Annotated in this window: 22 protein-coding genes and 1 pseudogene; 2 read left to right on the forward strand and 21 right to left on the reverse strand. The window is 47.7% G+C overall.

The window, feature by feature from the left end:
• Positions 1 to 161: 161 nt before the first annotated feature.
• From ACLQ6D_RS03965 to tgt, 21 genes and pseudogenes are all read right to left on the reverse strand, one after another.
• Positions 162 to 372, reverse strand: a pseudogene (locus tag ACLQ6D_RS03965) (IS66 family transposase); the annotation flags it as partial.
• A 266-nt stretch (positions 373 to 638) separates the two neighbouring features.
• Entirely contained in the window at positions 639 to 884 is a 246-nt protein-coding gene (locus ACLQ6D_RS03970) for a hypothetical protein (RefSeq protein WP_411725991.1), read from the reverse strand.
• Positions 885 to 915: 31 nt separating this feature from the next.
• On the reverse strand, positions 916 to 1,350 hold the full coding sequence (locus ACLQ6D_RS03975; protein WP_411725992.1) for a glutathione S-transferase N-terminal domain-containing protein: 435 nt from the start codon (positions 1,348 to 1,350) through the stop codon (positions 916 to 918).
• A 124-nt stretch (positions 1,351 to 1,474) separates the two neighbouring features.
• Positions 1,475 to 2,764, reverse strand: a complete 1,290-nt coding sequence (gene mtaB, locus ACLQ6D_RS03980) for a tRNA (N(6)-L-threonylcarbamoyladenosine(37)-C(2))-methylthiotransferase MtaB (protein ID WP_411725993.1) — start codon at positions 2,762 to 2,764, stop codon at positions 1,475 to 1,477.
• Positions 2,765 to 2,767: 3 nt separating this feature from the next.
• Positions 2,768 to 3,997 carry a nucleoside recognition domain-containing protein gene (locus ACLQ6D_RS03985; protein ID WP_411725994.1) on the reverse strand — a complete coding sequence of 410 codons (1,230 nt, stop codon included), beginning with the start codon at positions 3,995 to 3,997 and terminating at the stop codon, positions 2,768 to 2,770.
• A gap of 201 nt (positions 3,998 to 4,198) precedes the next feature.
• Positions 4,199 to 4,693: a thiol peroxidase gene (gene tpx / locus ACLQ6D_RS03990; protein ID WP_411725995.1), complete on the reverse strand. Its 495-nt coding sequence runs from the start codon at positions 4,691 to 4,693 to the stop codon at positions 4,199 to 4,201.
• Between the two features lie 291 nt (positions 4,694 to 4,984).
• Positions 4,985 to 7,663: a DEAD/DEAH box helicase family protein gene (locus tag ACLQ6D_RS03995; RefSeq protein WP_411725996.1), complete on the reverse strand. Its 2,679-nt coding sequence runs from the start codon at positions 7,661 to 7,663 to the stop codon at positions 4,985 to 4,987.
• On the reverse strand, positions 7,663 to 8,193 hold the full coding sequence (locus ACLQ6D_RS04000) for a hypothetical protein (protein WP_411725997.1): 531 nt from the start codon (positions 8,191 to 8,193) through the stop codon (positions 7,663 to 7,665). Before ACLQ6D_RS04000 ends, ACLQ6D_RS03995 begins: the two co-directional genes overlap by 1 nt.
• Complete coding sequence (locus ACLQ6D_RS04005) at positions 8,190 to 9,896, reverse strand: site-specific DNA-methyltransferase (RefSeq protein WP_411725998.1); 1,707 nt, start codon at positions 9,894 to 9,896, stop codon at positions 8,190 to 8,192. Before ACLQ6D_RS04005 ends, ACLQ6D_RS04000 begins: the two co-directional genes overlap by 4 nt.
• Before the next feature lie 139 nt (positions 9,897 to 10,035).
• On the reverse strand, positions 10,036 to 10,311 hold the full coding sequence (locus ACLQ6D_RS04010) for a hypothetical protein (protein ID WP_411725999.1): 276 nt from the start codon (positions 10,309 to 10,311) through the stop codon (positions 10,036 to 10,038).
• Between the two features lie 261 nt (positions 10,312 to 10,572).
• Positions 10,573 to 11,964 carry a ribosome biogenesis GTPase Der gene (der, locus tag ACLQ6D_RS04015; protein WP_411726000.1) on the reverse strand — a complete coding sequence of 464 codons (1,392 nt, stop codon included), beginning with the start codon at positions 11,962 to 11,964 and terminating at the stop codon, positions 10,573 to 10,575.
• A 2-nt stretch (positions 11,965 to 11,966) separates the two neighbouring features.
• Positions 11,967 to 13,187 (reverse strand): outer membrane protein assembly factor BamB, encoded by a 1,221-nt coding sequence (gene bamB / locus ACLQ6D_RS04020; RefSeq protein ID WP_411726001.1) that lies wholly within the window; start codon positions 13,185 to 13,187, stop codon positions 11,967 to 11,969.
• Positions 13,187 to 13,834: a YfgM family protein gene (locus ACLQ6D_RS04025; RefSeq protein ID WP_411726002.1), complete on the reverse strand. Its 648-nt coding sequence runs from the start codon at positions 13,832 to 13,834 to the stop codon at positions 13,187 to 13,189. The genes bamB and ACLQ6D_RS04025 overlap by 1 nt, the downstream gene beginning before the upstream one ends.
• A 315-nt stretch (positions 13,835 to 14,149) precedes the next feature.
• Positions 14,150 to 15,421: a histidine--tRNA ligase gene (gene hisS / locus ACLQ6D_RS04030; protein ID WP_411726003.1), complete on the reverse strand. Its 1,272-nt coding sequence runs from the start codon at positions 15,419 to 15,421 to the stop codon at positions 14,150 to 14,152.
• A gap of 27 nt (positions 15,422 to 15,448) precedes the next feature.
• Positions 15,449 to 16,183 (reverse strand): type IV pilus biogenesis/stability protein PilW, encoded by a 735-nt coding sequence (gene pilW / locus ACLQ6D_RS04035; protein WP_411726004.1) that lies wholly within the window; start codon positions 16,181 to 16,183, stop codon positions 15,449 to 15,451.
• Between the two features lie 13 nt (positions 16,184 to 16,196).
• A complete protein-coding gene (gene rlmN, locus ACLQ6D_RS04040) occupies positions 16,197 to 17,309 on the reverse strand; it encodes a 23S rRNA (adenine(2503)-C(2))-methyltransferase RlmN (RefSeq protein WP_411726005.1) in 1,113 nt (370 codons plus the stop codon).
• Positions 17,284 to 17,715 (reverse strand): nucleoside-diphosphate kinase, encoded by a 432-nt coding sequence (gene ndk, locus ACLQ6D_RS04045; protein WP_411726006.1) that lies wholly within the window; start codon positions 17,713 to 17,715, stop codon positions 17,284 to 17,286. The genes rlmN and ndk overlap by 26 nt, the downstream gene beginning before the upstream one ends.
• 74 nt (positions 17,716 to 17,789) lie before the next feature.
• Positions 17,790 to 18,716: a protein translocase subunit SecF gene (gene secF / locus ACLQ6D_RS04050; protein WP_411726007.1), complete on the reverse strand. Its 927-nt coding sequence runs from the start codon at positions 18,714 to 18,716 to the stop codon at positions 17,790 to 17,792.
• A 109-nt stretch (positions 18,717 to 18,825) separates the two neighbouring features.
• The gene (secD, locus tag ACLQ6D_RS04055) at positions 18,826 to 20,667 is read right to left on the reverse strand and encodes a protein translocase subunit SecD (RefSeq protein WP_411726008.1); all 1,842 of its coding nucleotides are present in this window, start codon (positions 20,665 to 20,667) and stop codon (positions 18,826 to 18,828) included.
• 49 nt (positions 20,668 to 20,716) lie between these two features.
• A complete protein-coding gene (gene yajC / locus ACLQ6D_RS04060; RefSeq protein WP_411726009.1) occupies positions 20,717 to 21,070 on the reverse strand; it encodes a preprotein translocase subunit YajC in 354 nt (117 codons plus the stop codon).
• A 42-nt stretch (positions 21,071 to 21,112) separates the two neighbouring features.
• On the reverse strand, positions 21,113 to 22,228 hold the full coding sequence (tgt, locus tag ACLQ6D_RS04065) for a tRNA guanosine(34) transglycosylase Tgt (RefSeq protein ID WP_411726010.1): 1,116 nt from the start codon (positions 22,226 to 22,228) through the stop codon (positions 21,113 to 21,115).
• Positions 22,229 to 22,812: 584 nt separating this feature from the next.
• Here tgt and ACLQ6D_RS04070 point away from each other — a divergent pair.
• Positions 22,813 to 22,989 carry a hypothetical protein gene (locus ACLQ6D_RS04070; protein ID WP_411726011.1) on the forward strand — a complete coding sequence of 59 codons (177 nt, stop codon included), beginning with the start codon at positions 22,813 to 22,815 and terminating at the stop codon, positions 22,987 to 22,989.
• A gap of 463 nt (positions 22,990 to 23,452) precedes the next feature.
• A complete protein-coding gene (locus ACLQ6D_RS04075) occupies positions 23,453 to 23,647 on the forward strand; it encodes a hypothetical protein (RefSeq protein WP_411726012.1) in 195 nt (64 codons plus the stop codon).
• Positions 23,648 to 24,091 lie beyond the last annotated feature (444 nt).

Raw genomic sequence — 24,091 nt, forward strand, 5'->3', positions numbered from 1 at the left:
CCTGGCAATAGGTCTTGGACGCGTTCCCATTGGTCATCCCTTAAAATAGTCCTGGGCATAAGCCCTGTTAGAAATTTAAATATAATACAATAACATCAGGCTATTTGTTAAACTTAATTGAGAACAGCCCTTAGTTATGGAGCGCTGCTAGCAGGCGTGTACTAGGCAGGCATCGTCCCTTCGAAAAGCAGGGCCAACCTGCGTTGCCGAGACATTGTTTTTCCGGCAGGTGGATAAATAACTGCGTACCTGGAAAAAGATACCGCCGCCTTCTTGAGGGCGGAAGCATCCGGCGATTTTCTGGTGGGCCTTGGTCATGCGGATGTCGTTCTCGCCCTGGTTGTTGGTGAACGGCACCCCTGTATCGGTCATGAGAAGGGAGTCGCTATTTTTGCGAAAGCTTGTTTTGGGCATGTGCGCCAAGGATGGCGTGAATGCAGCAAATGCAGGAGCGATTTGTCGTCCCAGCCCAAGCAAGCGGCAAAAATCACGCGACCGCCAATGCCTGCGGTTGCCCCAGCCGTTCCTTACGGTTACACTCAGGACAGGCTCTGCTTCCCTCGTTTGATACCCAACAAGGGTATCAAACATTGGTTACGCAATGACTCGACGCGATGTCGGAATGCTTTGCATTTTAACTACGCAAAAAACGCTTCGAGAAAACGCCCAGCCCTATCGCTTCTGGGGACTTCTCGACTCCTGTCTCGCAGCAGTTGTGGACTTCGAGAAGCGCCGCCAGACGGCGCGGGATGTGGAATCGCAAGCGCGGGGCTATACGCGGTGGAGGCAAGGGCTTCCTGAGAGATGTGCCGCGAAGACAGGTATTTGGGTACGACTTCGGATGGGTGCGTGAATCTGCATTTTTTGGCGAAAAAACTTGTCAAGCTTTATTTCTGGATTTTCGCTGAATAGTTACTAATATTTAAAATAGCCATCAATCCATTGGATTAGCCTTTCAGAATATTTACCAGCATCCAGCCAATTATCGGGACTATTTTGCGCCAACGCCCAGTGCATGATGTCCAGGCTTTCTTCGATTACCTTGCCATCTGACAGTTGCAATACCGGAACTGTGCCTTTGGGAGATATGGCTAACATCCCTTCAGGTTTATATTTAAACTGCACTTCCCTTATTTCGACGGGGATTCCTGCATAAGTTATCGCTAATCTCGCCCTGATCGCATAAGGGCAACGGCGGAAGCTGTATAGGATTGGTAAATGGTTAGACTTTCTCTTGGATGTTACCGGAAGCCGCTCTGCCCCCTCTCCTGCTGGACGACTGCATGGATGCAGGAGGTCGGGCAACGCCGGGAGCAGTTGCCGAGAGGGTTGTTGGGGTGAGGAGATCAAAATCAGCTATTTAACCCCCTCATCCCGGCCTTCTCCCTCAAGGGAGAAGTAGCAGGTACTTGGGTGATACCTATGACCACTGGGAGAGGACTAGAGTGAAGGTGGGTAATGTGATTTTAAACCCTCATTCCGTTTGCTCAACCAAAATACAGGCATCGCTAACTGTTTTTAATGTCGCCAGGGTGGTTTTGTTTTCCAGGGACTTATCCTTACTTATCACACAAGCAGCCTTAAGGTAGTTGGGTGTATAGCCAAATACCCGCTGCCTGTCTGAGCCAACGAGTTCGGAATAGCCTTCCCACAAGACCGGAAACTGCTTACCGAGATTGTCGTGATAAAACCTTAACCTCATCTCATCACCAAGCTGATGCAGTTGCTGGCTGCGTTGCTTTTTTATCGGATCTTGAACCGGATTAGGCAAGCTAGCGGCCTTGGTTCCCTCTCTGGGCGAGTAGGTAAATATATGTAGCTGACCGAAACCAACTTGCCTGATAAATTCCAGGCTATCCTGCCATTCCTGTTCCGTTTCGCCCGGAAAGCCGACGATAATATCGGTCGTAATATTGAACAGCGGGTTGATTTGCCTTAATCGAGAAACAATATTGGCAAACTCCTGGGTTTTACAGCGTCGCGCCATTCTTCGCAGCACGGTATCCGAGCCGCTCTGCAACGGCAAATGCAGGTGCGGCATTAACCTGGGATTATCGAATAACGGAAAGAAGTCGTCGGGCAGTTCCCAAGGTTCAAGGGAACCCAGCCTGATACGTGGAACATCGGTTTCCGCAAGTATCGCTTTGATTAAGTCGGTGAGATTACTGTCTAAATCGCTCCCATAACCACCCAGATGCACTCCAGTCAGGATAATTTCTTTGATATTTTGCTGGTGCAGGGCATTGATTTCATCAATAACTTCCTGTAAAGGTCGGCTCCTTTCTTCCCCACGCGCCACGGTGACAATGCAAAACGTACAGCGATACCGGCAACCATCCTGCACTTTAACGAAGGCGCGTTGCCGCCCACGGATAAACAGCGAGATGGCTCCCGGCTCAGTGGACATAGCGGGCATGGTGTCCAGGTTCAATTCAGCCAAAGTTTTTTCGACCAGCTTATCTTTATCTTTATTGCTTACCACCAGGTCAACGCCCATCAACTGTTCGGCCTCTTGTTGATTTAAGGTGGCATAGCAGCCGCTCACGACCAGTTTGGCGGCAGGATTTTCCCTGTGTACGCGACGAATCAATTGACGGGACTTTCTGGCCGCATCCTGGGTCACTGCACACGAGTTAATGACAATCAAGTTGGCCGCTTCGGCTTGCCGTGTGATTTGGTGGCCGGAATTTTGAAATGCCTGCGCCCAGGTTTCCAGCTCAGCCTCGTTAAGACGGCAGCCCAGTGTTTTAAGGTGAACTTTCATGAATCATCCAAAGAACCAGTAGGCGACAACAATAGCCGCGATAATACCGCCAAAGTCAGCTATTAGTCCACATGCGGCGGCGTGGCGAATATTCTTGATGCCTACCGAACCGAAATATATTGCCAACACGTAAAATGTAGTTTCCGTACTGCCCTGCACAATCGACGACAGCCTTCCGGCAAAGGAATCCGCGCCGTGGGTTTTCATGGTGTCAATCATCATGGCTCTGGCACCGCTACCGCTAAAAGGTTTCATGAGCGCCGTGGGCAAAGCATCAACAAATCTATCATCCATCTTAAAAAAATGCACCATAGAACGCGCACCATCCGCCAGTAAATCCAGCGCACCACTGGCCCTGAATACGCCAATCGCAACCAGCATGGCAACCAAATAAGGAATAATCGTAATGGCGGTCTGGAAACCTTCTCTCGCGCCTTCAATAAAGGCATCGTAGGCATTCACTTTTTTGTAAATTGCGCCACAGATAAAGATAATAACCAAGGAAAACAAAATGACATTACTCATCAACGCCGATTGGGCAAGCATTTCTTGCTGCGGCAAATGGGTAAAATAGCCAAGCAAGCCACCCACGATTATTGTAAATCCGACTAGATAAGCCATGACGACCTTATCCAGCAGATTGATTTTTTGCACCGCCGCCACAGCCAGCAAGCCCGTCAATGTGGACATGTAGGTGGCGATCAATATCGGGATGAATACGTCCGTGGGATTCGCTGCACCCAACTGGGCGCGGTAGGTCAAAATCGTCACCGGAAATAAAGTCACGCCCGCAGTGTTAATCACCAGAAACAGGATTTGTGCATTGCTGGCGGTTTCCGGGTGCGGATTTAGGGTCTGTAATTCTTTCATAGCCTTAATGCCCAAAGGCGTTGCAGCATTATCCAAACCGAGCGCATTGGCAGAAATATTCATGACGATAGCGCCCAATGCCGGATGATCTTTAGGAACATCGGGCATCAATCGGCTAAACAAAGGTATGAGGCATTGGGTTAAAAGCTGGATAAAACCGCTACGTTCACCAATTCGCATAATGCCTAACCACAAGGCCAAAACGCCCGTTAAACCCAAGGAAATTTCAAACGCCGATTTGGACAAGCTGAACATGGCCTCCATGAGCAACGTGAAAACCTGTTGGTCACCAAACACAGCTAGCTTGACTAAGGCGGTGCAAAAAGCGGCAAGAAAAAAGAAAATCCAGATGATGTTAAGCACGATAAGCAAATGACAGGAAAAAATATCGGCCTATTTTAGTGCCTAACACCCGTAATCCTAAAAAAATCAGTTAAATTTGATTTTTACGCGCAACCGTAGGGGCAATCCCTTGTGCTTCCCCTAACCACAAGGTATTGCCCGTATAACCACGGGGGATCGCCTGGGCAGGCACAAGGCCTGCCCCTACGGTAGCCCGGAAACCTATAAAGCTGCTAATGCGCTATCGTAATCTGGTTCGTTGGCGAGTTCATCGACCAGTTGCGTGTACAACACCGTATTGTCTTCGCCAATAATGACAATAGCGCGGGCGGTTAACCCGGCGAGAAAGGTATCGGTTAACTTGACACCGTAATCGTCAGCAAAGCTGGAGCGGAATGTGGATAAGGGAATAACGTCGGTTAATCCCTCCGTTTCACAAAAACGGCATTGGGCAAAAGGCAAGTCGGCGGAAACTACCAGCACGACGGTGTTGTCAAGCTTGCTGGCTTTTTCGTTGAATTTGCGGGTGGACATCGCGCAAGTCGGCGTATCGAGGCTAGGAACGATGTTCAACACTTTTTTCTTGCCGGTATAGGTTGCCAGTGTCACGTCTGCCAATTTGCCACTGACCAGGGTGAAATCTGGCGCTTTGCTGCCTACTGCGGGTAGTTCACCTGATGTATGGAGCGGGTTGCCTTGAAATTTTATGGTTGCCATAATTTATTCCTTTTATTTTGAATAACAGATTGCCGATTAACTTATTTTGGGCATTTGTAAAACTGTGTGGAAAATGCCCGATAAATCTCAGTAAATTTATTGTGAAAATCGTAAAATGATGTGGAACTATGAAAAAATTTTTAGTGCTGAGTAGCTGGTTTTCAATAGTGACTGAGAATAACAATAAGAGTATCCTTAGCTTGAATACTGTAACTCATAATCGACAAAAATTTAGAAAAAGTCGATAAACAATCAACTTTACGGCATATTCAACCTGTTACTTGCGTGTTTTTAATGATATTCCCTAAAACCTTCTACCAGCTTTAAAAACGAATCAGGTTTATATTCCTCAAAACCCTCCTGATCCACATACACAAAACCGTAATTTACATCGGATTGCACCTCGTTTATGTCTTCGCACCATTGGCGTAGCCGTTCCATTTTCTTTGGAACGTCAAGGTCTTCTTGCCCTTTGGTTTCAACTATATAAATTTCCGTCGGTGACAACTTGACGAGAAAATCGGGATAATAGTTGGAAATATCGCCATCCGCGTTCACATAATCCAATTTGAAATGTACGGCCATGTAGTTTTTCGCATAGGAAATCACATCGTCGCAATCTTCCAAAAAACGTGCGAATTGTAATTCTAGGTGACTGTCCCCAATGATCTTATTGAAAATGCTTTTTTTAGGGATCAGATAACCTTGGTCTTTCGTCATGAATGGCCGGGTTTGTCTAAGCTTGATGCTATCCCGAATCACGGCATCGCCTTTATCCCTAACCGTGAGCGTATTAATAGCTTTCTTGAATGATTCAATCAGGGTTCGCGTAGCCGCGAGTTCCGATAGATTTCTTAAGGTATTAGCGTCTTCCAAATCCACTGCCTTATCAAATAACTGGTATTGCACGAAAGTTTTGGTTTTGCCGTAAAGCACATCGTAACCGCTAATCAGGCGCAGGTCTTTCATGATTGCTTGGGTAAAGTAGCCAATTACGCTGCGGTAATCGGCAATGCCCGCCGTGTCGAGAATGGTAGTGTGTGTAATCTCGCCCGTGGTGATGTCCTTAAAGACGATTTCGCGCTGTTCCTCTTCGCTGAATGTCTTGTACAGCACTTTCTTATTGCTCAATGTCGCAACATTCAAATCGGAAATATTTTTGTATTCCCTGTAAATACGCGGGGTCATTACCGGAATTTCAATATCCAGCTCATCGAGGTTTTTGTGTTCGTTTTCCTGGTCAATCTCGATGACTAACGGCGTGATCGGCTTGGTTCCGCCACCCATCGGTTTACGTTCTAACACAACACCTTCTGCCTGGATGGATTCCACAAAATCCATAAAGGCGTTAGTGCCCACCACACTCACATATTCTTCCACACCACCCGGATACATCTTACGCAAACCGCGCCCTAGTGTTTGTTCGGGAAGAATATTACTTTTTGCGGCATACGCCCGAAGGCCGACAATGGTGGTGACATTACGGACATCCCAACCTTCTTTCAGCATCAGCACCGATACAATGGCTTTATAGGGGCTGTCTTGGTTGTCAATTTCATTCGCCAGTTTGCGTAGCTTTTCCAGTTCTTCTTTGGCTTTGCCAGAGGCGGCTTCGGAAATTTCGCCATTGTCCTTGGTATGAATAACCAGCACCGCACCCTTCAAATCAGGATAATTACCTTCCAAATACTCCGCCACGTCATCACAATTCTTGGTGTCATCTGTCATGACGAACAATATGGCTTTCTTACCCATTTTTTCATGTTCGGCAAAGACCTTACGCCACTCGACCACGCCTAGATTAAGATAATCGGCGTACTTCTCTGTGTATTTAGAACTTTGGCGTTCCGCCAACTTGGCTCGGCTGGCTGCGTCAGGCAGCACCGGATGTTTCACCACATTCTGCCAGATCGCCTCGACCAGCGGATAATCGGACACGGTCTGCACAAAAATAGCGCCGTTGTTATGTTTGGGTGTCGCAGTAACATCTATTTGCAGCGAAAGCTTGTCGCCTTTTTGCAGCAGTCGATGATGTATATCCTGAATAGACTTGAACCAAGCTAAACGGCTGTCATGGATATGGTGCGCTTCATCATTGAGCACAACCAATTCGTCAATATCCCGGACGATCATGCCCAAATCGACCTTGGAGTCGGTGGTTGCGCCGGTAGGCCGCGTCCCGAGAAAATAATCCATCGTATTATCATCGTCTGGCGAAGGAATAGTTTCATTGCCACCATAGACACGATGGATATTGGTCAGGAAGATATTGCCGACCGGATTGGTAATACGTACCTCATCTTGAAGGTGCAAGGTCAACTGGAAGTCATCTCGCCAGTTTTGCCCGTCAAAACCGTTATCAGGCAATATCGGGTCTTCAAAAAAGATACGCAAACCAGCAAAATCCTTATAGATACGATCCAGTACAATGATATTCGGCGCAATCACCAGAAAGTTGCGGGACAACTCAGAATCTGGTTCATAACACTTATGAAAATAACTCCATGCCAAAACCAGGCTCATCACTTTCGTTTTACCCGCACCGGTCGCCATTTTGACCACAAAGCGTCGCCAGGTTTCATCGAACATGTTTCCTGAAACCAAACCGGAACTATCAAACCGCATCAGGTCAACTTTATCCTTCACGGCTACCACGTCATACAAGTAAATGATGGTTTCCAGGGCTTCCCGTTGCGCGAAGTAATACTGGAAATCGGACATTGTGCCATCTGATTTCGGCAGTAGATGGGGTGTTTTAAACCACCAGTTCAAAAGGCTGCGGCTGGTCTCCTTGGCATTCGCATAGCCGCTATCCCGCCACGCCTTTACTTTTTTTCGTAATTCCGAAACTAAGGGAGGCAACAATTTTTCCATGCTGGTTTCCCGCAACGTTTCATCTGCCGGAAACCAGCGGATAGACGGGTCAAGAATTGCGTGTGGCGAATCGGGGAAGTCTTTGTGCAATGCCATTATTTTTCCCCAACCCTGACTTCAACAATCGTCATCGTATCGTTGCCGAAAATATCCACGACTTTAACCGCGAGCTTGCGCCGCCCCGGCATAACTTCCTGGAACACGCTCATCAACTCCAGCTTGCGGTCTTTCTTGGTGCGGAAGGATTGCCACTCGTTTTCAAAAATATAATCGCCCGTCCAGACTTCTTCCCACTCTTCCAATTCAGTTTGTGGTGGCTCAAAGCCTTCCAATTTAGATTGTCCACTGGGTATTTTTTTAACACGGATGATTTCCCGCTTATCCTCAAAATCGAAATCCACCGACCAGTAATCAATCCAGTCCGTCCAGTGCCGGGTCAGTTGTTCACGGCTCACGATGCCGTCCTTATCCTTGCTGACTTTTACAATCTGGCCTTTATCCACCACGATCTTGCTTTGTTTGTCTTTCAGGCTGGCTTCGGCATTGGCGATGGAATCCTGGGTATAGAACACCGAAAAATCCGTCAATTCGACGGCCACGGTGTTGCTTTTGATATGGGGTTTCACTTCGATGAAGGAAACGTCATGGAAAACAACCTGGTTTTTTCGACTGCCCGCTTGTCGAACACGTCGGCAGGGATGTATTTCGGGGCAATATCAATGCCTTTTGCCTTGGCCTCGTCCAGCACATTGGGGAATAGCCCCATCTCGAACTCAAAGCCGAGTATGTCCACGCGGGTAATATGCTTTTTTCGGCATTCCAAAATGATTTCTTCCACAAACAACCGTGTGACCGGGAGATTGACTGGCCCGACCGCCACCAGCCGCCCCGCCTTTTTGCCGTGGAAAGTCTGGAAGCCGTCGGTTTTTTCGGCGCGATAAGCATGTAAGATCAGGTCAAGGAACGCCGCTTCCTTGGCTTCCAACTGCCTTTGTTTTTCCGTCTCGCGCAGATTGGGATTCACGCCGATATAAAGCTGGCGTTCGTATTTCCCAAGGTTAAGGATTTCAAAGGCACGGTAATTAAGGCCCTCAGCCTTCAACTGCCGCTGAACACCGATAAGACGCTTACGGGTGGTGTGGATGGCGAATTTCCCTAAATCGCTGGTGATCCATTTGCGGCCTAGTTTTTCCGCAACCGCTGCCGTAGTGCCAGAACCACAGAAGAAGTCGGCGATCAGGTCGCCCTCATTAGAAGAAGCTTTAATGATGCGTTCGAGCAGGGCTTCGGGTTTTTGGGTCGCATAAGCAGTATCTTCGTTAGCTTGCGAGTTTACGGGTGAAATATCCGTCCAAATATTGTCAATGATGATGCCCTTGCCTTCACTTAAATAGTTTTTCATCCTTGGTTTTGCGCTGGGATTGGCGGAGTATTTGATTCGCCCTTCATCTTCTAGCTTTTTCAAGCGTTCTTGTGAATACGTCCCAATGTTGTCCCAAAAATACTTTCCTCGGTCATCTTCGTAAATGAAACGCTTTTTGTACTCATCGGAATAGTCCACATATTGCGAGGTAATGGCGTACTCACCTTTCGTATAAACCAGCATGATGTCATCGACTGCAAGCCACTTGTTTGACGCTGCTTTACGGCCACTTGAAATTCTTTTCCAAACGACATTGCACATAAACTTTTCTTTTCCGAATACTTCGTCTAGCATCGTTTTTACATAATGGATTGTCCTCCAATCCAAGTGGATATAAATGATGCTATTTACAGCCAGCAAATCCCGCATCAACACCAACCGCTCATAAATCATGGCGATAAAAGAGTCCGCACCCTTACCCCAGGTATCACGATAGGCAAGTTCTTCTAATATGCTCGGTTTCTTGGTGAAGGTATCGTCGCCGATTTCAATATCCATGCTGAAATCAGCGCCGACATCGAAGGGCGGATCGATATAAATCAACTTGATACCGCCCTGCTGTTCGATTTCTTCCCGCAATGGGCCGTTTTTTAGGCTGGAGAGGATGAGCTTGTTGTCGCCCCAGATCAGCTTGTTCGTCCAGCCTTTTAACTGGCGGCCACGGGCATCCATATCAAACAAGTCGGCTTGCAACCTTGCGTCTTTCTCGGTACGGGGTTCGTCCACTTGCTCAATGACCTGAAACGGCAGCACGACATTACAGACTTCATTGGTCTTGCCATTCCAGACCAGTTCAACCTCGCGCTTGTCGTCGAACAGCAAAAAACGGTATTTATCCGGCAGCGGTTTACCCGCTTCAATAAAGCGGATGATTTCCTGTTTTTCCTGCTCTGTCAGTTGTGCCATCAAATCCCCTTGTTTCAGGCGCTTATCGTTTTTATGTAGCGTAGCAGATTACAGTAATATCAGATAACTTAAGTTAACGCCAATTATGCTGGGCTGGGGTAAAGATGCTATTTACCTCCGTGTTGGTTTAAGTTTAACCTTATTTCAAAGAAAAATAGGGTAGATTAGCCGCGCACACTAATAAAAAAGGGCGGTTTCCCCCCCTTTTTTGTGGTTGATAAAAACCATATTTTTTAGCAGGTTCTGCTTTTTCCGGCGCAGCAGGTTTTGCAGCTTCTTTTGCAGGCTCTGCCGTAGCAGCTTTTGAAAACATCTGTAAGCTTCGGTTATTTCTAATGGGAATCTCTAAAAATTCAAAAAACTCCTCCTTCTCCCTTCGGGAGAAGGTTGGGATGAGGAGATTAAAATCAATCATTTACAACCCTCACCCTAGCCCTCTCCCAGAGGGCATAGGTATCTACACAAGTTAAACCGCCGTCATTCCGGCAGGGATTGCCGGAATCCAGGACACAGGGATGTGAAAAACAGTTCAAAAAGGGTTCCATGTGGCTAAAAAAACAGTTGGCAATACTTGGCATTGCCATCCATGGCATCTGGATCTCGGCAATCCCTGCCGAGATGACGAGTTGTGTAGATACCTATGCCCAGAGGGAGAGGGAATTTCTAGAGATTCCCCTTATTTTTTGGTTTTCATGTGCTTGACCAAGCGTTTACGTTTTTCTACTTGCCGGTCACTTAGCTTGTTTTTTTGTCCCTGGAATGGGTTGACTGGTGATTTAAATTCCAACCGTATCGGCGTACCGGATAAGTGCAATTTAGTCCTGAAATAATTGGTCAGGTAGCGTTTGTAGGAAATTGGCAGTGCGTCGGTTTGTACACCGTGGATGATAACCACGGGCGGATTCCGACCACCCTGATGGGCATACTTTAATTTGATACGGCGATTACCTACCAAAGGAGGCTGGTGCGCGTCGGTGGCTTCCTTGAGGATCCGGGTCAACATCGGCGTAGCCATATTCACCATCGCCGAATCGTACAAGGTATGGACAACATCGAACAATTTGCCTACACCGCTGCCGTGTAATGCCGAGATGGGGTGCTTTTCGGCAAATTCGAGGAAGGACAATTTCACGTCGAGTTGGCGGTGTATCGTCGCTTTTTGTTCGCTGCTTAAGCCGTCCCATTTATTCAAGCCGATAATGAGCGCCCGTCCTGCTTCCAAGACCAAGCCCAGTAAATGCGCGTCTTGGTCGGTAATGGCTTCGCTGGCATCAATCAGATAGATAACTACGTGCGATTTTTCAATGGCCTGCAAGGATTTGATGATGCTGAATTTTTCGATAGTTTCTGAAACCCTGGCACGGCGGCGCATACCCGCCGTATCGACCAGGGTAAAATGCTTGCCATTCCGCTCAAAAGGGATATAAATACTGTCGCGGGTCGTGCCCGGTTCGTCAAAAACAATAACCCGTTCTTCACCCAAAAGCCGATTGACTAAGGTTGATTTGCCTACATTTGGCCTACCAACTACCGCGATTCCTATACCGCCTTGATTAGCATCGACCGCTTCTTCATCAAGCGGCAATAACTGATAAGCCCTTTCCAACAGTTCGGGGATACCGCGCCCATGAGCGGCTGAACAGGCAATGGGTTCGCCCAAGGCTAATGAATAAAAATCAGACATCGCTACACTGGCATCGAGACCATCAACCTTATTGGTCACCAAAACCACAGGCTTGGCGAGTTTCCGTAAGGTTTCGGCAATCACCTTATCGGAAGCGCTCAAGCCTTCGCGGGCATCGACCATAAAGAACACGATATCGGCTTCTTCCAGCGCGATTTGCACCTGCTTCCGTGCGAGGCTTTCGATGCCTTCTGCATCGTCTGCTATGCCGCCGGTATCGACGACCAGACAAGCCCTGTTGCCGTGCTTTAAACGACCGTACTGCCTATCCCGCGTCAAGCCAGGAAAATCGGCGACTAACGCTTCGCGGCTGCGGGTCAAGTAATTGAATAAGGTGGATTTGCCCACATTGGGGCGGCCTACTAAGGCGATAACGGGTAACATGGCTAGCGGGCATTTAAGGCGGCCAAGGTACCATCTTTGGCATAAACATAAACGGTGTCGCCGACCACAACTGGCTTGGCATCAATCGCCTCACCTGCGACTTGCACACGGCCCATCTGCCGACCATCCGTACTGCTCAACCAATGGACATAGCCTTCAATATCGCCGACGACGACATAGCCTTGATAAACGGCAGGTGCGGTCAGTTTCCGTCCGTGCAAATCTTTTTGCTCCCACAAAGACGAGCCGGTGCGCTTATCTAATTGCAGAACATGCCCTTCAGAATTCGAAATGTAAAGGTATTGCTCATCCTGGCTTAACCCGGTATGTGAGGAAACGGCTTCATTCCGCCATAACACGTCGCCATCCAAGATTGAAACGGCAGCGGAACCGCCGTTATAACTGGCCGTATAGATAACGCCACGGGACTCTATGGGGTCAACATCGATATCCACCAAACGTTCGACTTCTGAGCGACCCTTGGGGATGGTGACGCTGGATTCCCAGACATACTTGCCGTCTTCCAAACGCAAGGCCATCAACTTGCCGTTGTCATAGCCTTCTATGAGAGTGTCTTCGATGTTTAAAGGTGCGCCAGTGCCGCGCACCGTTAAAGCTGGCACGTTATGTTCGTAGCTCCAACTTTTTTGCCCTGTCTTTTCATTCAACGCAATGACCGAACCATCTGTTGTGCGTATGATAACGATACCATCGGCAACCACAGGAACGGACATGACTTCGCTTGATACTGATGTTTTCCAGAGCAAAGCACCATTTTCAATGTTTAATGCGATAACCTCGCCATCGTTGGTGCCCAAAATAACAGCCCCAACCCCTAAACCCGGGCCACCGGAAAAATGGACTTCTTCCCCGTTTTCATCTTCAATTTCAACTTCCCAAGCTAAATTACCCGTACTCAAATCCCTGGCTTGTGCCAGCCCGTCCCTGTCCGCAGCATAAATCCTGCCATTCCCGATGGCCGGAACCAGTTTCAAGGTTTGTCCGTCCGTACCTACACCGACACTTTCCTTCCAAAGCAATTCAGCCTGAATTTCCGGCGTATATTCAACCAGCGCACTGGGCGGATCAGCATTGTCAGCCCCGCCGGTAAAATAATCCTTGATACCGGAAATAGATTCGCTGACCGTATCAAAGGTGGCGCAGCCTGACAGCATCAGGGCGACGAGTAAGGGCAGAATAGTTAAGGGATGAGTAAAGCGCATTATTTTTTAGTTTCGATTTTTTCTGGCGCTGTCAGGTCATCGATTTTAAGTTGCAACAACGGAGACTGGTAACCATTTTTTAGCGCTTTTTGGTAAGCCGTGCGGGCCTCATCCAAGCGATCCAAGGCCACATACAAATCGCCCACCAACTCATCGTAATTGTCCGAAAATTTTGCCGCTTCTGATTGATCGACATCATTGATAACTTGTAGCCCTTGCTCATACTCACCGCTAGCCAGCATCAATTTGACCAACCTGATCTTGGCGATGTGGCTTAATTCCTTGTCCGAACCGTCAGCGATTTTTTTAAGGATTTCCTTTGCCGCTGCAATATCGCCCGCCTGGGCCTTGAATTTCGCCTGAAACAAGCCGCCATAAGCAGCATAACTAGTGCCTGTAAATTGCTCTTGCAAACGTTTGGCCAGTTTATCTGCCGAGTCTTTTTGGTCGGTTTCAGCTGCTTTGAGTAATTGGTCGTAGATGGCCGAAGCCTGATTTGCCTGGTCTTTCTTGTGTTCTTGCCAGTAGTTCCATCCGACAATAATGGCAATACCAATGGCTATACCCACAACTGTTGATGTGCCGTTTTCCTTCCACCATCGTTTTAACCCTTCAAGTTGCTCTTCTTCTGTATCGTAAATTGCCACTGCTGTTCTCTGTTTTATTTAATGACTAGGATTCTATCATTCATATTTTGCACGGTTCCATCTCCTACAAACGACAAAGATTAACTTATTTCCCTGTTAAAATACTTAAAACTTATTGGAGTTAAAGCGTTCGAGACTATGAAAGTAGTGTGCATTAGCATAAATCGGAGGAATAACCACAAAGAACACGAAGTCTTCAATAGCTTGAATAAATAAAATTATTTTCTTCGTGTCCTTCGTGTTCTCTGAGGTTAATACACATAGCCTGATTTGATATTGCATTCACAGCCTCGTTCCTATGCCGTTTCCTGCTGTCTATAGTTGCTGTTGCAGAAAACTGATCGCCTGGTTTTGCGGCATCGTCTGTTGGTCAAGGCCGTTCCTTAAGCATTTGATACCGACTTCCCCACGGTCAACTTCGTCATCGCCAAGAATTATGGCAAATTCTGCGCCGGTCTTGTCCGCCTTTTTGAACTGGCTTTTAAAACTGCCACCATCGACAGACAGTTGCAGCTTGAGGGCAGGAACCTCATTCCTGATTGTTTCTGCAAAACGCAAACCTTCCCGTTCTGCCCTTTCGCCCACCCGAATCATATAAGCATCAACCGTTTTTGCGACAGGAATATCTTCGCGGGTTTCCAGCAAGGCTAGCAACCGTTCCATACCCATTGCAAAACCGACGGCATGGTTAGGTTTTCCGCCTAATTGTTCTATGAGTCCGTCATAACGTCCGCCAGCACAGACAGTGCCTTGCGAACCCAGTTCATCCGTTATCCACTCAAAAACCGTTTTACTGTAGTAATCCATGCCGCGGACTAACCTGGGATTGATTTCGTACACAACACTCAAATCTTCTAAGGTTGTGGTGATGGCCTTGAAATGCGCCAAACTGTCGATGCCTAGATAAGCCATAAACTCCGGCGCATGGGCAACAACATCTTTCATTTCGGGATTTTTGCTGTCCAAAATCCGCAATGGGTTGGTATTCAACCTGCGGTGGCTGTCTTCATCCAAACTGTTCTTATGTTGCTGAAAATAAGCCACCAACACTTCCCGATAAGCCAGACGCTCGGCAATAGTCCCCAAGGAATTCAGCTGTAACCTGACCTTATCGCGGATACCGAACTTTTTCCATAATCTATCCATCAGCAGAATCAATTCCGCATCAATATCGGGATCGGACATACCGTAAGTTTCGACACCGAGTTGAATAAATTGCCGATAGCGTCCTTTCTGTGGTCTTTCGTGCCGGAACATAGTGCCGTAATACCACAATCTGTGGGTTTGGTGATTCAGTAAGCCATGCTCCAGACAGGCCCGCAAACAACCGGCAGTTCCCTCCGGCCTGAGCGTCAACGAATCTCCGTTGCGGTCTTCAAAGGTATACATTTCCTTTTCAACAATATCGGTAACTTCGCCGATAGAGCGTTTAAACAATTCCGTTTTTTCTACGATGGGTAAGCGGATTTCACTATAGCCATAACTGGAAAGCACATCCCTTATAATACGTTCAGCATATTGCCAAAGCGGAGTTTGATCCGGGAGCACATCGTGCATCCCTCGAATTGCTTGGATATTAGTCGCCATCTACCGAATCGAATGCTTAGCGCTTGATTAACGAAGGCCTGCCACTTGTTTGGCTTCATTTGAATTCGGAAATTTTTCCAGCAACAAGTTCCGGTATTCATTGGCAAGCGACAGGTTTCCTAGGGCCTGCTCCGTTTGAATGCCAACCCACAAGGTTTGGGGCGTATGGTTTGCCTCGCCCAGGTACCTCTGCAAGTAATCTCCTGCAGCCTTGTAATCGCCCATTTGGTAACTGATTTTTTGCATTTCGAGCAATGCAGCCGGATATTGGCCATTAAGGCCTATCGCTTGTTTAAGAAGTGTGACCGCTTGCGGTCGTTGCCCCATGCCTAGATGACAACGCGCAGAATTGGTCAATGCCATCCACGGCCGGTCATTCAACATATTGGATGTTGACTGTGTCAGCAAAGCCAACCCTCTATCGAACTGCCTACGGTCGCACAAAAACTTGCCATAATTGTTTTGTATGCCTATATCATCGGGCGACAACTCCAGGGCAGCTTCATAATGTTGTCTGGCCTCGTCAAAATGATTGATTTTTTCATCCAAGAAGGCCAACGCACTATGCGCCTGTGCATTATTGGGATCTTTTTCCAATGCTTTTAGTAAATTTTCCTTAGCCAATTCCAATTTACCAATATCCATGTACCGGATACCTAATTGCAAATAAATATCCGTAGGCTTTTCGGCCGGGGCTTTTGAAAACCAGGAACAAGCGGCCAATAACGTTATTGACAGCAGTCCGGCGATAATTCGTGTCATCCTATAGTTCGATTTAAACGGCATATTCGGCACTCACAGTTTTTAGTTTAAGATGCCTTCGGCTTTTATCTGCAACTTGGCCAACCAACTGCCCACATGCAGCATCAATATCTTCGCCACGGGGTTTTCTCACTGTTGTCACAATTCCGGCTTCGTTTAACAGCGTTTTAAAACGGTTAATCGTGTTGTTGCTAGAGCAGGTGTAAATGGTATTTGGAAACGGATTGAACGGTATCAGGTTCAGCTTGGACGGCACCGATTTGAGCAGCTTAATCAAGCCGCGTGCATCCTCGATTGAATCATTGATGCCATTCAGCATAACATACTCGAACGTAATGGTGCGCCTGGGCGCAATTTTGGCATTAACCCGGCAGGCGGCCATTAACTCTTTCAAGGGATATTTTTTGTTGATGGGAACCAACTCATCCCTCAATCCATCGGTCACCGCATGCAAGGATACCGCCAGACTGACATCGCAGGCTTGCGTTAACCGATACATGGCCGGCACCACGCCGGAGGTGCTGATGGTTACCCGCCGCTTGGAGAGGCCGTAAGCGAAGTCATCCATCATTAAATTCATGGCGGCAACAACATTATCAAAATTTAACAGTGGCTCACCCATACCCATCATGACCACATTGGTGATCTTTTTTTCATCGCCCAAGCGCTGTTGGGCCACCATGACCTGACCGATGATTTCAGCGGTGGTCAAATTGCGGTTAAATCCTTGTTGCCCGGTCGAACAAAAAGTACATGCAAGAGCACAACCCACTTGCGATGACACACACAAGGTGCCTCGGCTTTCTTCGGGTATGAACACCGTTTCTATTTGATTGCCACAGCCAGTCTGAACCACCCATTTGCGCGTACCATCCCTAGCGAGCTTTTCCAAAACGATTTCAGGTGTTGTTATATGGCAATTCCCTTGAAGATAAGAACGCAGCGGTTTGCTGAAATTGCTCATCAAATTGAAGTCAACTACGCCTTCCTGATAAATCCATTTGAGCAATTGTGTGGCACGGAAAGGCTTTTCGCCTAATCCGACAAAAAAGGTCGCCAAACCTTCCCTGTCGAAATCCAGCAAATTGAAAGTTTTTTGTTTAACGGGTACGGGCGCAGAGTTCATTGGCTGAGAAAAAATAAGCAATTTCCCGTTTGGCAGTTTCAAGCGCATCAGAGCCATGCACCGCATTTTCGTCGATACTATTGGCAAAATCGGCGCGTATCGTTCCAGGTGCCGCTTCTTTAGGGTTGGTTGCACCCATGATTTCACGGTGCTTGTAAACAGCATTCTCGCCTTCCAGAACCTGCATGATGACTGGGCCTGAAATCATGAACGCGACCAAATCCTTAAAAAATCCGCGTTCTTTGTGTTCTGCGTAAAAACCTTCGGCCTGTGTTTGGGTCAGGTGCAACATTTTTGCTGCGACAATTTTTAAGCCGCTTTTTTCAATGCGGCAATAAATTTCACCAATGACATTTTTTGCAACCGCATCAGGCTTGATGATCGAAAAAGTGCGTTCTATCGCCATGTGGTTTTGAAACTCCAAGTAAATTAAAAATAGCTTTTTATTATAACCGATCAAACTTACCGAATAGCCCTGAATTAAGGCATCCTATCCAATTCCGCGCCTTCTTTGGCGGGTATAATCAAATCTTCAGGACTGATGCCCAATATCAAAACCATGGGGCTGGCAATAAAAATGGATGAATAGGTGCCGAAAACTACCCCGAATAACAGGGCAATCGAAAAATTATGGATGACTTCACCGCCCAGGAAAAACAGGGAAACCAGCACCAGGAACACGGTAAGCGAAATCATGATGGTACGGCTTAAGGTGACATTAATAGCGTTATTCATGATTTCTTCGGTCGAAGCTTTTCTTAAATTTCTAAAGTTTTCCCGGATCCGGTCATAAATGACGATGGTATCGTTAAGGGAATAACCAATCAGGGCGAGAACGGCCGCCAGTACCGTCAGATCGAACTCCAGGGCGAAAACAGAAAATACGCCCAACGTCACGATAACATCATGGAAGGTTGCGATGATCGCACCTACTGAAAACTTCCATTCAAAACGCCAGGCCACATAAACCAATATGGCCATCGTTGAATACAACAAGGCCAAAAAACCATCCTCTGCAAGGTCGTCACCGACTTGCGGCCCCACAAACTCGACACGGCGCAAACTTGCCGACGTAGCCGTATTTTTGTTGATGGCTTCCAGCACTTTTGTGCTCAAATCCGCACTACTCACGCCTTCTTGAAGTTTCAAGCGAATAAGGACGTCTTTGGTAGTGCCGAAATTCTGCACAGTCGCATTGGCAAAACCTGACTCACTTAAGCTCTTACGTAGTGCGGTCAGATCGGCAGCTTCTTGATAGCCGACTTCAATCAGTGTGCCGCCCGTGAAATCAATACCCATCTGCAAGCCGCGTACGGCTAGTGAGATGATCGCTATCACCATCAAAATGCCCGAAAAGGTCATTGCAATTTTTCGGTTACCAATAAAATTAATATGTGTGGCCTTCATTTTTCAATCTTCTAATGTAGGGGCAATCCCTTGTGGTTGCCCTATTTGTGGTTGCTTTTTATTGTCCTGAACCCTAGGGCAACCACAAGGGATTGCCCCTACGCACTGTTTAAATTGATAATTTCTCAACCCTGCGGTTACCATATATCCAGTTGATGACCATCCGTGTACCGGTAATAGCTGTGAACATGGAAGACAAAATACCAATAATGAGCGTCACCGCAAAACCCTTGACGGAGCCGGTTCCATAAGCGAATAAGACGACTGCAACCACCAGGTTCGTGACATGCGAATCCAGAATGGTCGCGAAAGCCCTGTCATAGCCCATATAGATAGCGGATTGCGGCGTGTTGCCATTCCTGAGTTCTTCCCGAATCCGTTCAAAGATCAATACGTTAGCATCAACGGACATACCGACGGTCAGGATAATCCCCGCAATCCCCGGCAAGGTCAGGGTCGCCTGTAACATCGACAAAATTGCCACGACTATAACCACGTTAAAGGCCAGCGCAATATCGGCTATCATGCCGAAGAGCTTGTAATAACCCGCCATCAGCAAAACGACCAACACAAAGCCCACTACAAACGATAAAACACCTTTATTGATGTTATCTTGACCCAGGCTGGGGCCTACCGTGCGTTCTTCAACAATGTCAATCGGCGCTGCCAAAGCCCCGGCGCGGAGCAATAATGACAGGTTACGCGCTTCTTGCGGACTGTCTAATCCAGTTGTTTGAAAGCGTTTACTAAAAACGCCCTGAATGGTCGCCACACTGATGACCTTTTCGATTTTTTCCTTGTGCCGTATTTTTTGCCCATCGATAATTTTTGTTTCGACCTTGTTTTCGATAAACACCACTGCCATAGGCTTACCGACATTAGCCTGGGTCAGTTTGCCCATTTTTGCTGCGCCAATCCCGTTCAATGAAATGAATACCGCAGGCCGTCCATCCTGATCCAAACCGGAAGAAGCGTCGACAATCTGGTCTCCGGTGACTATGACACGCTTATCCAGCAGTACGGCATTCTTATTTTTATCGTAATACAACTTGCTGCCTACCGGAACATGCCCCTCAACTGCCTTTTGCACATCATGTTCCACATCGACCAGACGGTATTCCAACGTAGCGGTAGTACCTAATATTTCTTTGGCTCTAGTGGTGTCCTGCACACCCGGCAACTGCACGACTATACGGTTTTCACCTTGTTGCTGGATCACTGGCTCAGCGACGCCTAGTTCATTGACGCGGTTACGCAAGGTCGTCATGTTCTGGGCTACAGCGAATTTTTTCACCTCGCGCGCATCCGCTTCGGACATTTTTAGCCAGAGTTGATCCTGTTCGTCTGGCTCGGTAATCTTGAGCCCTTTAAAATCCTTATCCAGAATATTAAGTAGCGTCGGTTTGTCATCAGCAGACTTTAACTTGACTTTAATAAAGCCGCTCTCTTTAGAAACAGACAGGTAGCGTATTTTGGCATCCCTTAATGCTAACCGTAAGTCTTCCGTATAACGCTCTTCCGCTTGCTTTACCGCCGCATCCATATCCACTTCCAGCAGGAAATGCACCCCGCCGCGTAAATCCAGGCCCAGATACATGGCATCAGCGCCTATATTCTGCAACCACGCCGGAGTCGTTGGCGCAAGATTTAACGCAACCGTCGCGTCATTACCCAATTGATCCCTGAGCAAGTCCGCGATTTTCAACTGATCGTCGGTATTGGCAAAACGCGCTAAAATCCGGCCGTCTTTAAATTCAAAAGCTTTTGAACTTACGCCGCTAGTCTTGATAGTGGATTCGATCCTGTTGGCCTGTTCCTGAGTCAGTGCGCTGGTGGATGACATCTGGACAGCAGGGTCTTCGACATACAAGCTCGGCAATGAGTAAATAAGGCTTACGAGGAAAACACCCAGTATCAGTAGGTTTTTCCAAAGCGGGTAGTGGTTTTGCATGTGTTATTCCGACAATTCAACTAACTGTGTTTTTTGCAACCCGATCTCTTTAAGCCGGGCTTTGGCTGCTTTTTTTAGTGACTGCCTTGTACGTTCCTTTAGGCATCATGCTTTCTATGCTTTGGCGCTGCACCTGGATAAAGATATTGTCGCCGACTTCCAGCTTGACAAAATTATCATCCAGATCGACGACTTTACCCAAAATACCGCCCGTTGTTACGACTTCTACGCCTTTACCCATGGCAGCGATCATTTGCTTTTTTTCTTTTGCGCGTTGGGCTTGGGGGCGCAGGAACAGAAAATAAAAAAACACCAAAATGCCAGCCGGAAACAACAAACCTTCCATGCCGGGTTGTTGTGCAGCGGGTGCGGCGGCTAAAGCGTCAGAGATAAAGAAACTCATTGTTACCCTCAGTTTTTATTCGTGTTGTTAGATAATCCCGCATTATGACACAACTGGAGCAACTTTTCCTCGTTGTTGGTAAAGCCGCTGGACAAAAATATCCAGCTCTTTTTTTGCTATGGCATCACGCAAACCTTGCATAAGACTCAGATAGTAATGGAGGTTATGCAGTGTGTTAAGCCTGGAACCCAGCATTTCCTTACATTTATCGAGATGGCGCAAATACGCCCTGGAATAATTCCGGCAGGTATAGCAAGTACACGTTTCATCCAAGGGGCCGGTGTCAAATTCGTATTGGCTATTCCTGATTTTTACCACCCCGAAGGTCGTAAACAAATGACCGTTACGGGCATTGCGTGTGGGCATTACACAATCGAACATGTCGATACCGCGCCTGACCGCCTCGACTAAATCCTCAGGTGTGCCAACCCCCATTAGATAACGGGGTTTATCGGCTGGCATTTTCCTATGTATTGCATCCAGCGTCTGCATCATTTCTTCTTTAGGCTCTCCCACTGACAAACCGCCAATAGCATAACCATCGAAACCTATGTCAACCAAACCTGCAATAGATTCCCGTCGAAGATGTTCGTACATTCCGCCTTGTACGATACCAAATAAAGCCGAAGGATTGTCGCCGTATGCCTGTTTGCTGCGCTTTGCCCAACGCAAGGACAAACGCATGGATGTTGCCGCTTCTTCTATGGTCGCGGGATACGGCGTACACTCATCGAAAATCATGACAATATCGGAACCCAGATCCCGCTGCACTTGCATGGATTCTTCCGGCCCCATAAAAATGGGGCTGCCATTGATGGGGGATTTAAACGTCACGCCTTGCTCGTTTATCTTTCTTAACGCACCGAGACTGAACACTTGAAAACCGCCGGAATCGGTGAGGATGGGTTTTTGCCAGCCCATAAAACCATGCAAATCCTGATGCGCCTTGATTACGCCCGTACCTGGGCGTAGCATGAGGTGGAAGGTGTTGCCTAAAATGATCTGAGCGCCCAGGCTTAAGAGATCGTCCGGAGCGAGTGACTTTACGGCTCCGTAAGTGCCGACTGGCATAAAAACAGGGGTTTCTACTATGCCGTGGGATAGGGTAAGTTGGCCTCGTCTGGCATGGCCGTCCTGATTGGTGATTTTGAATTCCATTTTTTAATTGTAACTGATGGGACGGTATTGTTGGCGCGGTTGTTTTGTAAATTCCGTTCGTGGTGAGCTTGTCGAACCATGAATTAATCTACACTTGTTCTAGGTTTCTAATACAAGTAAAGTGTCATTCCGGCAGGGATTGTCGGAATCCAGAACAAAGGGATGTGAAAATAAATGTGTCGCTACCGCGACTGTTGTTTTAATCGGGTTCTCGCACCCGAAGGCGAGATACTTTCTTTTGCTTCACCAAGCTACATGGATGTGGTGAATGTGTAAAATGCTGGAGCTTTTTTCAAAAAAAGAAAGTATCAAAATAAAAGGCGACCCGGATGCCGCTTGCTCCCTGCGCTTCTCGCATTTACAAGGGGTTGTCAAAAGGGACTTCCTGCCCCTTTGACAACACGCGATATCCCTATCGCGTCCCTAACGGGCTATTCCTGATAAATGCTCCGATGCTCGGCGCGGCATAACGGGAATGTGGCGATTGTCGTAGCATAGTAGGGAGGATTACGACTGCAAGGATGCAGGAGGTAGGGCAACGCAGGAGCAGTTGCCGAGACGCGCAAAACATCTAGCCTTCAAATATGTGCGATTTAACCGCGCGTCGTAATCCGCCATTCCTTAAGTCACCACATTCGGTGGATTACGCCGCGCCCAAAGTTCAAACAAAACGGATAGACCGCATATTTGCGCGGCTAATCCCCCCTACCATGTACACGCCTTACGGCCTTGGGCGTTTTCACGAAGCGTTGTTGGCGTAGTGAAAATGCAAAGCATTCCGACATCGCGTCGAGTCATTGCGTAAACAAGTTTTATACCCTTTGTCGGGTATAAAACGAGAGAAGCAGGACGGCTGGGGCAGCCGCAGGGATTAGCGGGTCGCGTGATTTTTTCCGCTTGCTGGCTGGGTTGCCCAAAACAAGCTTTCGCAAAAATAGCGACTCCCTTCTATTTAAAGACAGTAGGGTGAGCAGATTGCTCACCCTACAACATTACATCAACCGATTAATTACAGTTGATTGTGGCAGTAGCCGTAGATAAACCAGAACTAAAGACATCACTTGCATTAGAGCAAGTTGGACGAGTGCCGCCAACAGTTACGCTCGAACTGGCTTCAAGAGTTCGGCAGGTTGGTCCAGGTATGGGATTAGCCAAGGTACAACTTGAGAACCCAACTACGCTTGTGACTTGATAACCATCAGCATTAACCAAAAGGGAAATCTCTTGGCTCGGCGCTCTGACTGTTACGCCACAAGTACCTGTTCCAAACGTTGTCGTTCCACCAGGCCATTTTTGGAGAGTGGCATCTACGAAAGCCGTAATGGGGTACTGAAAGGCAGTGGCGTCACACGTTGGGGTGCCACCTCCATCACAGACTATGGTGCCATCCGCCCCGATACCCACCATGAATTCCTCTGAAGGACAGGACTGGGCTGTGAAGGTAGCATCCCTTCCTGCCGGACCTGTCGGGCCAATCGGACCTTCAGGCCCAATAGGTCCAGCAGGGCCTTGAGGACCAGCCGGGCCGGCAGGTCCAACGGGACCGGCAGGTCCCGCTACTCCTTGTGGCCCTTGCGGGCCAATCGGCCCGATGGGTCCAATCGAGCCTTGAGGACCTGTGATGCTCCAACTGATCTTATGTTCGCTGGGAAGGCAAGCCTCTGTTTCACTAACAATCCGAGCTTGACCATTTACATTTTTTATGCAAGCGTACACTACATCAGCATATGCGGTCGAAATTCCCGGTATTATGTAGCAGCCGCACAAAGCTCCTAAGTGGCGTAGCCGCCTAAAATACACCTGTTTTAATTACTAAAAAGCAGGTGTCTCATGTCAGAATCCCACGTAGTTTCCGGTCTTGTT

Source organism: Methyloglobulus sp. (genome assembly GCF_046714055.1).
In the GTDB taxonomy this organism is placed as follows: Bacteria; Pseudomonadota; Gammaproteobacteria; order Methylococcales; family Methylomonadaceae; genus Methyloglobulus.

Coding starts and splice junctions, on each gene's coding strand:
- mtaB (WP_411725993.1), bottom strand. CDS start 2,764: ATGAAAGTTCACCTTAAAACACTGGGCTGCCGTCTTAACGAGGCTGAG.
- tpx (WP_411725995.1), bottom strand. CDS start 4,693: ATGGCAACCATAAAATTTCAAGGCAACCCGCTCCATACATCAGGTGAA.
- ACLQ6D_RS03995 (WP_411725996.1), bottom strand. CDS start 7,663: ATGGCATTGCACAAAGACTTCCCCGATTCGCCACACGCAATTCTTGAC.
- ACLQ6D_RS04005 (WP_411725998.1), bottom strand. CDS start 9,896: ATGGCACAACTGACAGAGCAGGAAAAACAGGAAATCATCCGCTTTATT.
- ACLQ6D_RS04010 (WP_411725999.1), bottom strand. CDS start 10,311: ATGATTGATTTTAATCTCCTCATCCCAACCTTCTCCCGAAGGGAGAAG.
- der (WP_411726000.1), bottom strand. CDS start 11,964: ATGTTACCCGTTATCGCCTTAGTAGGCCGCCCCAATGTGGGCAAATCC.
- bamB (WP_411726001.1), bottom strand. CDS start 13,187: ATGCGCTTTACTCATCCCTTAACTATTCTGCCCTTACTCGTCGCCCTG.
- hisS (WP_411726003.1), bottom strand. CDS start 15,421: ATGGCGACTAATATCCAAGCAATTCGAGGGATGCACGATGTGCTCCCG.
- pilW (WP_411726004.1), bottom strand. CDS start 16,183: ATGACACGAATTATCGCCGGACTGCTGTCAATAACGTTATTGGCCGCT.
- rlmN (WP_411726005.1), bottom strand. CDS start 17,309: ATGAACTCTGCGCCCGTACCCGTTAAACAAAAAACTTTCAATTTGCTG.
- ndk (WP_411726006.1), bottom strand. CDS start 17,715: ATGGCGATAGAACGCACTTTTTCGATCATCAAGCCTGATGCGGTTGCA.
- secF (WP_411726007.1), bottom strand. CDS start 18,716: ATGAAGGCCACACATATTAATTTTATTGGTAACCGAAAAATTGCAATG.
- secD (WP_411726008.1), bottom strand. CDS start 20,667: ATGCAAAACCACTACCCGCTTTGGAAAAACCTACTGATACTGGGTGTT.
- yajC (WP_411726009.1), bottom strand. CDS start 21,070: ATGAGTTTCTTTATCTCTGACGCTTTAGCCGCCGCACCCGCTGCACAA.
- tgt (WP_411726010.1), bottom strand. CDS start 22,228: ATGGAATTCAAAATCACCAATCAGGACGGCCATGCCAGACGAGGCCAA.
- ACLQ6D_RS04070 (WP_411726011.1), top strand. CDS start 22,813: ATGTGCGATTTAACCGCGCGTCGTAATCCGCCATTCCTTAAGTCACCA.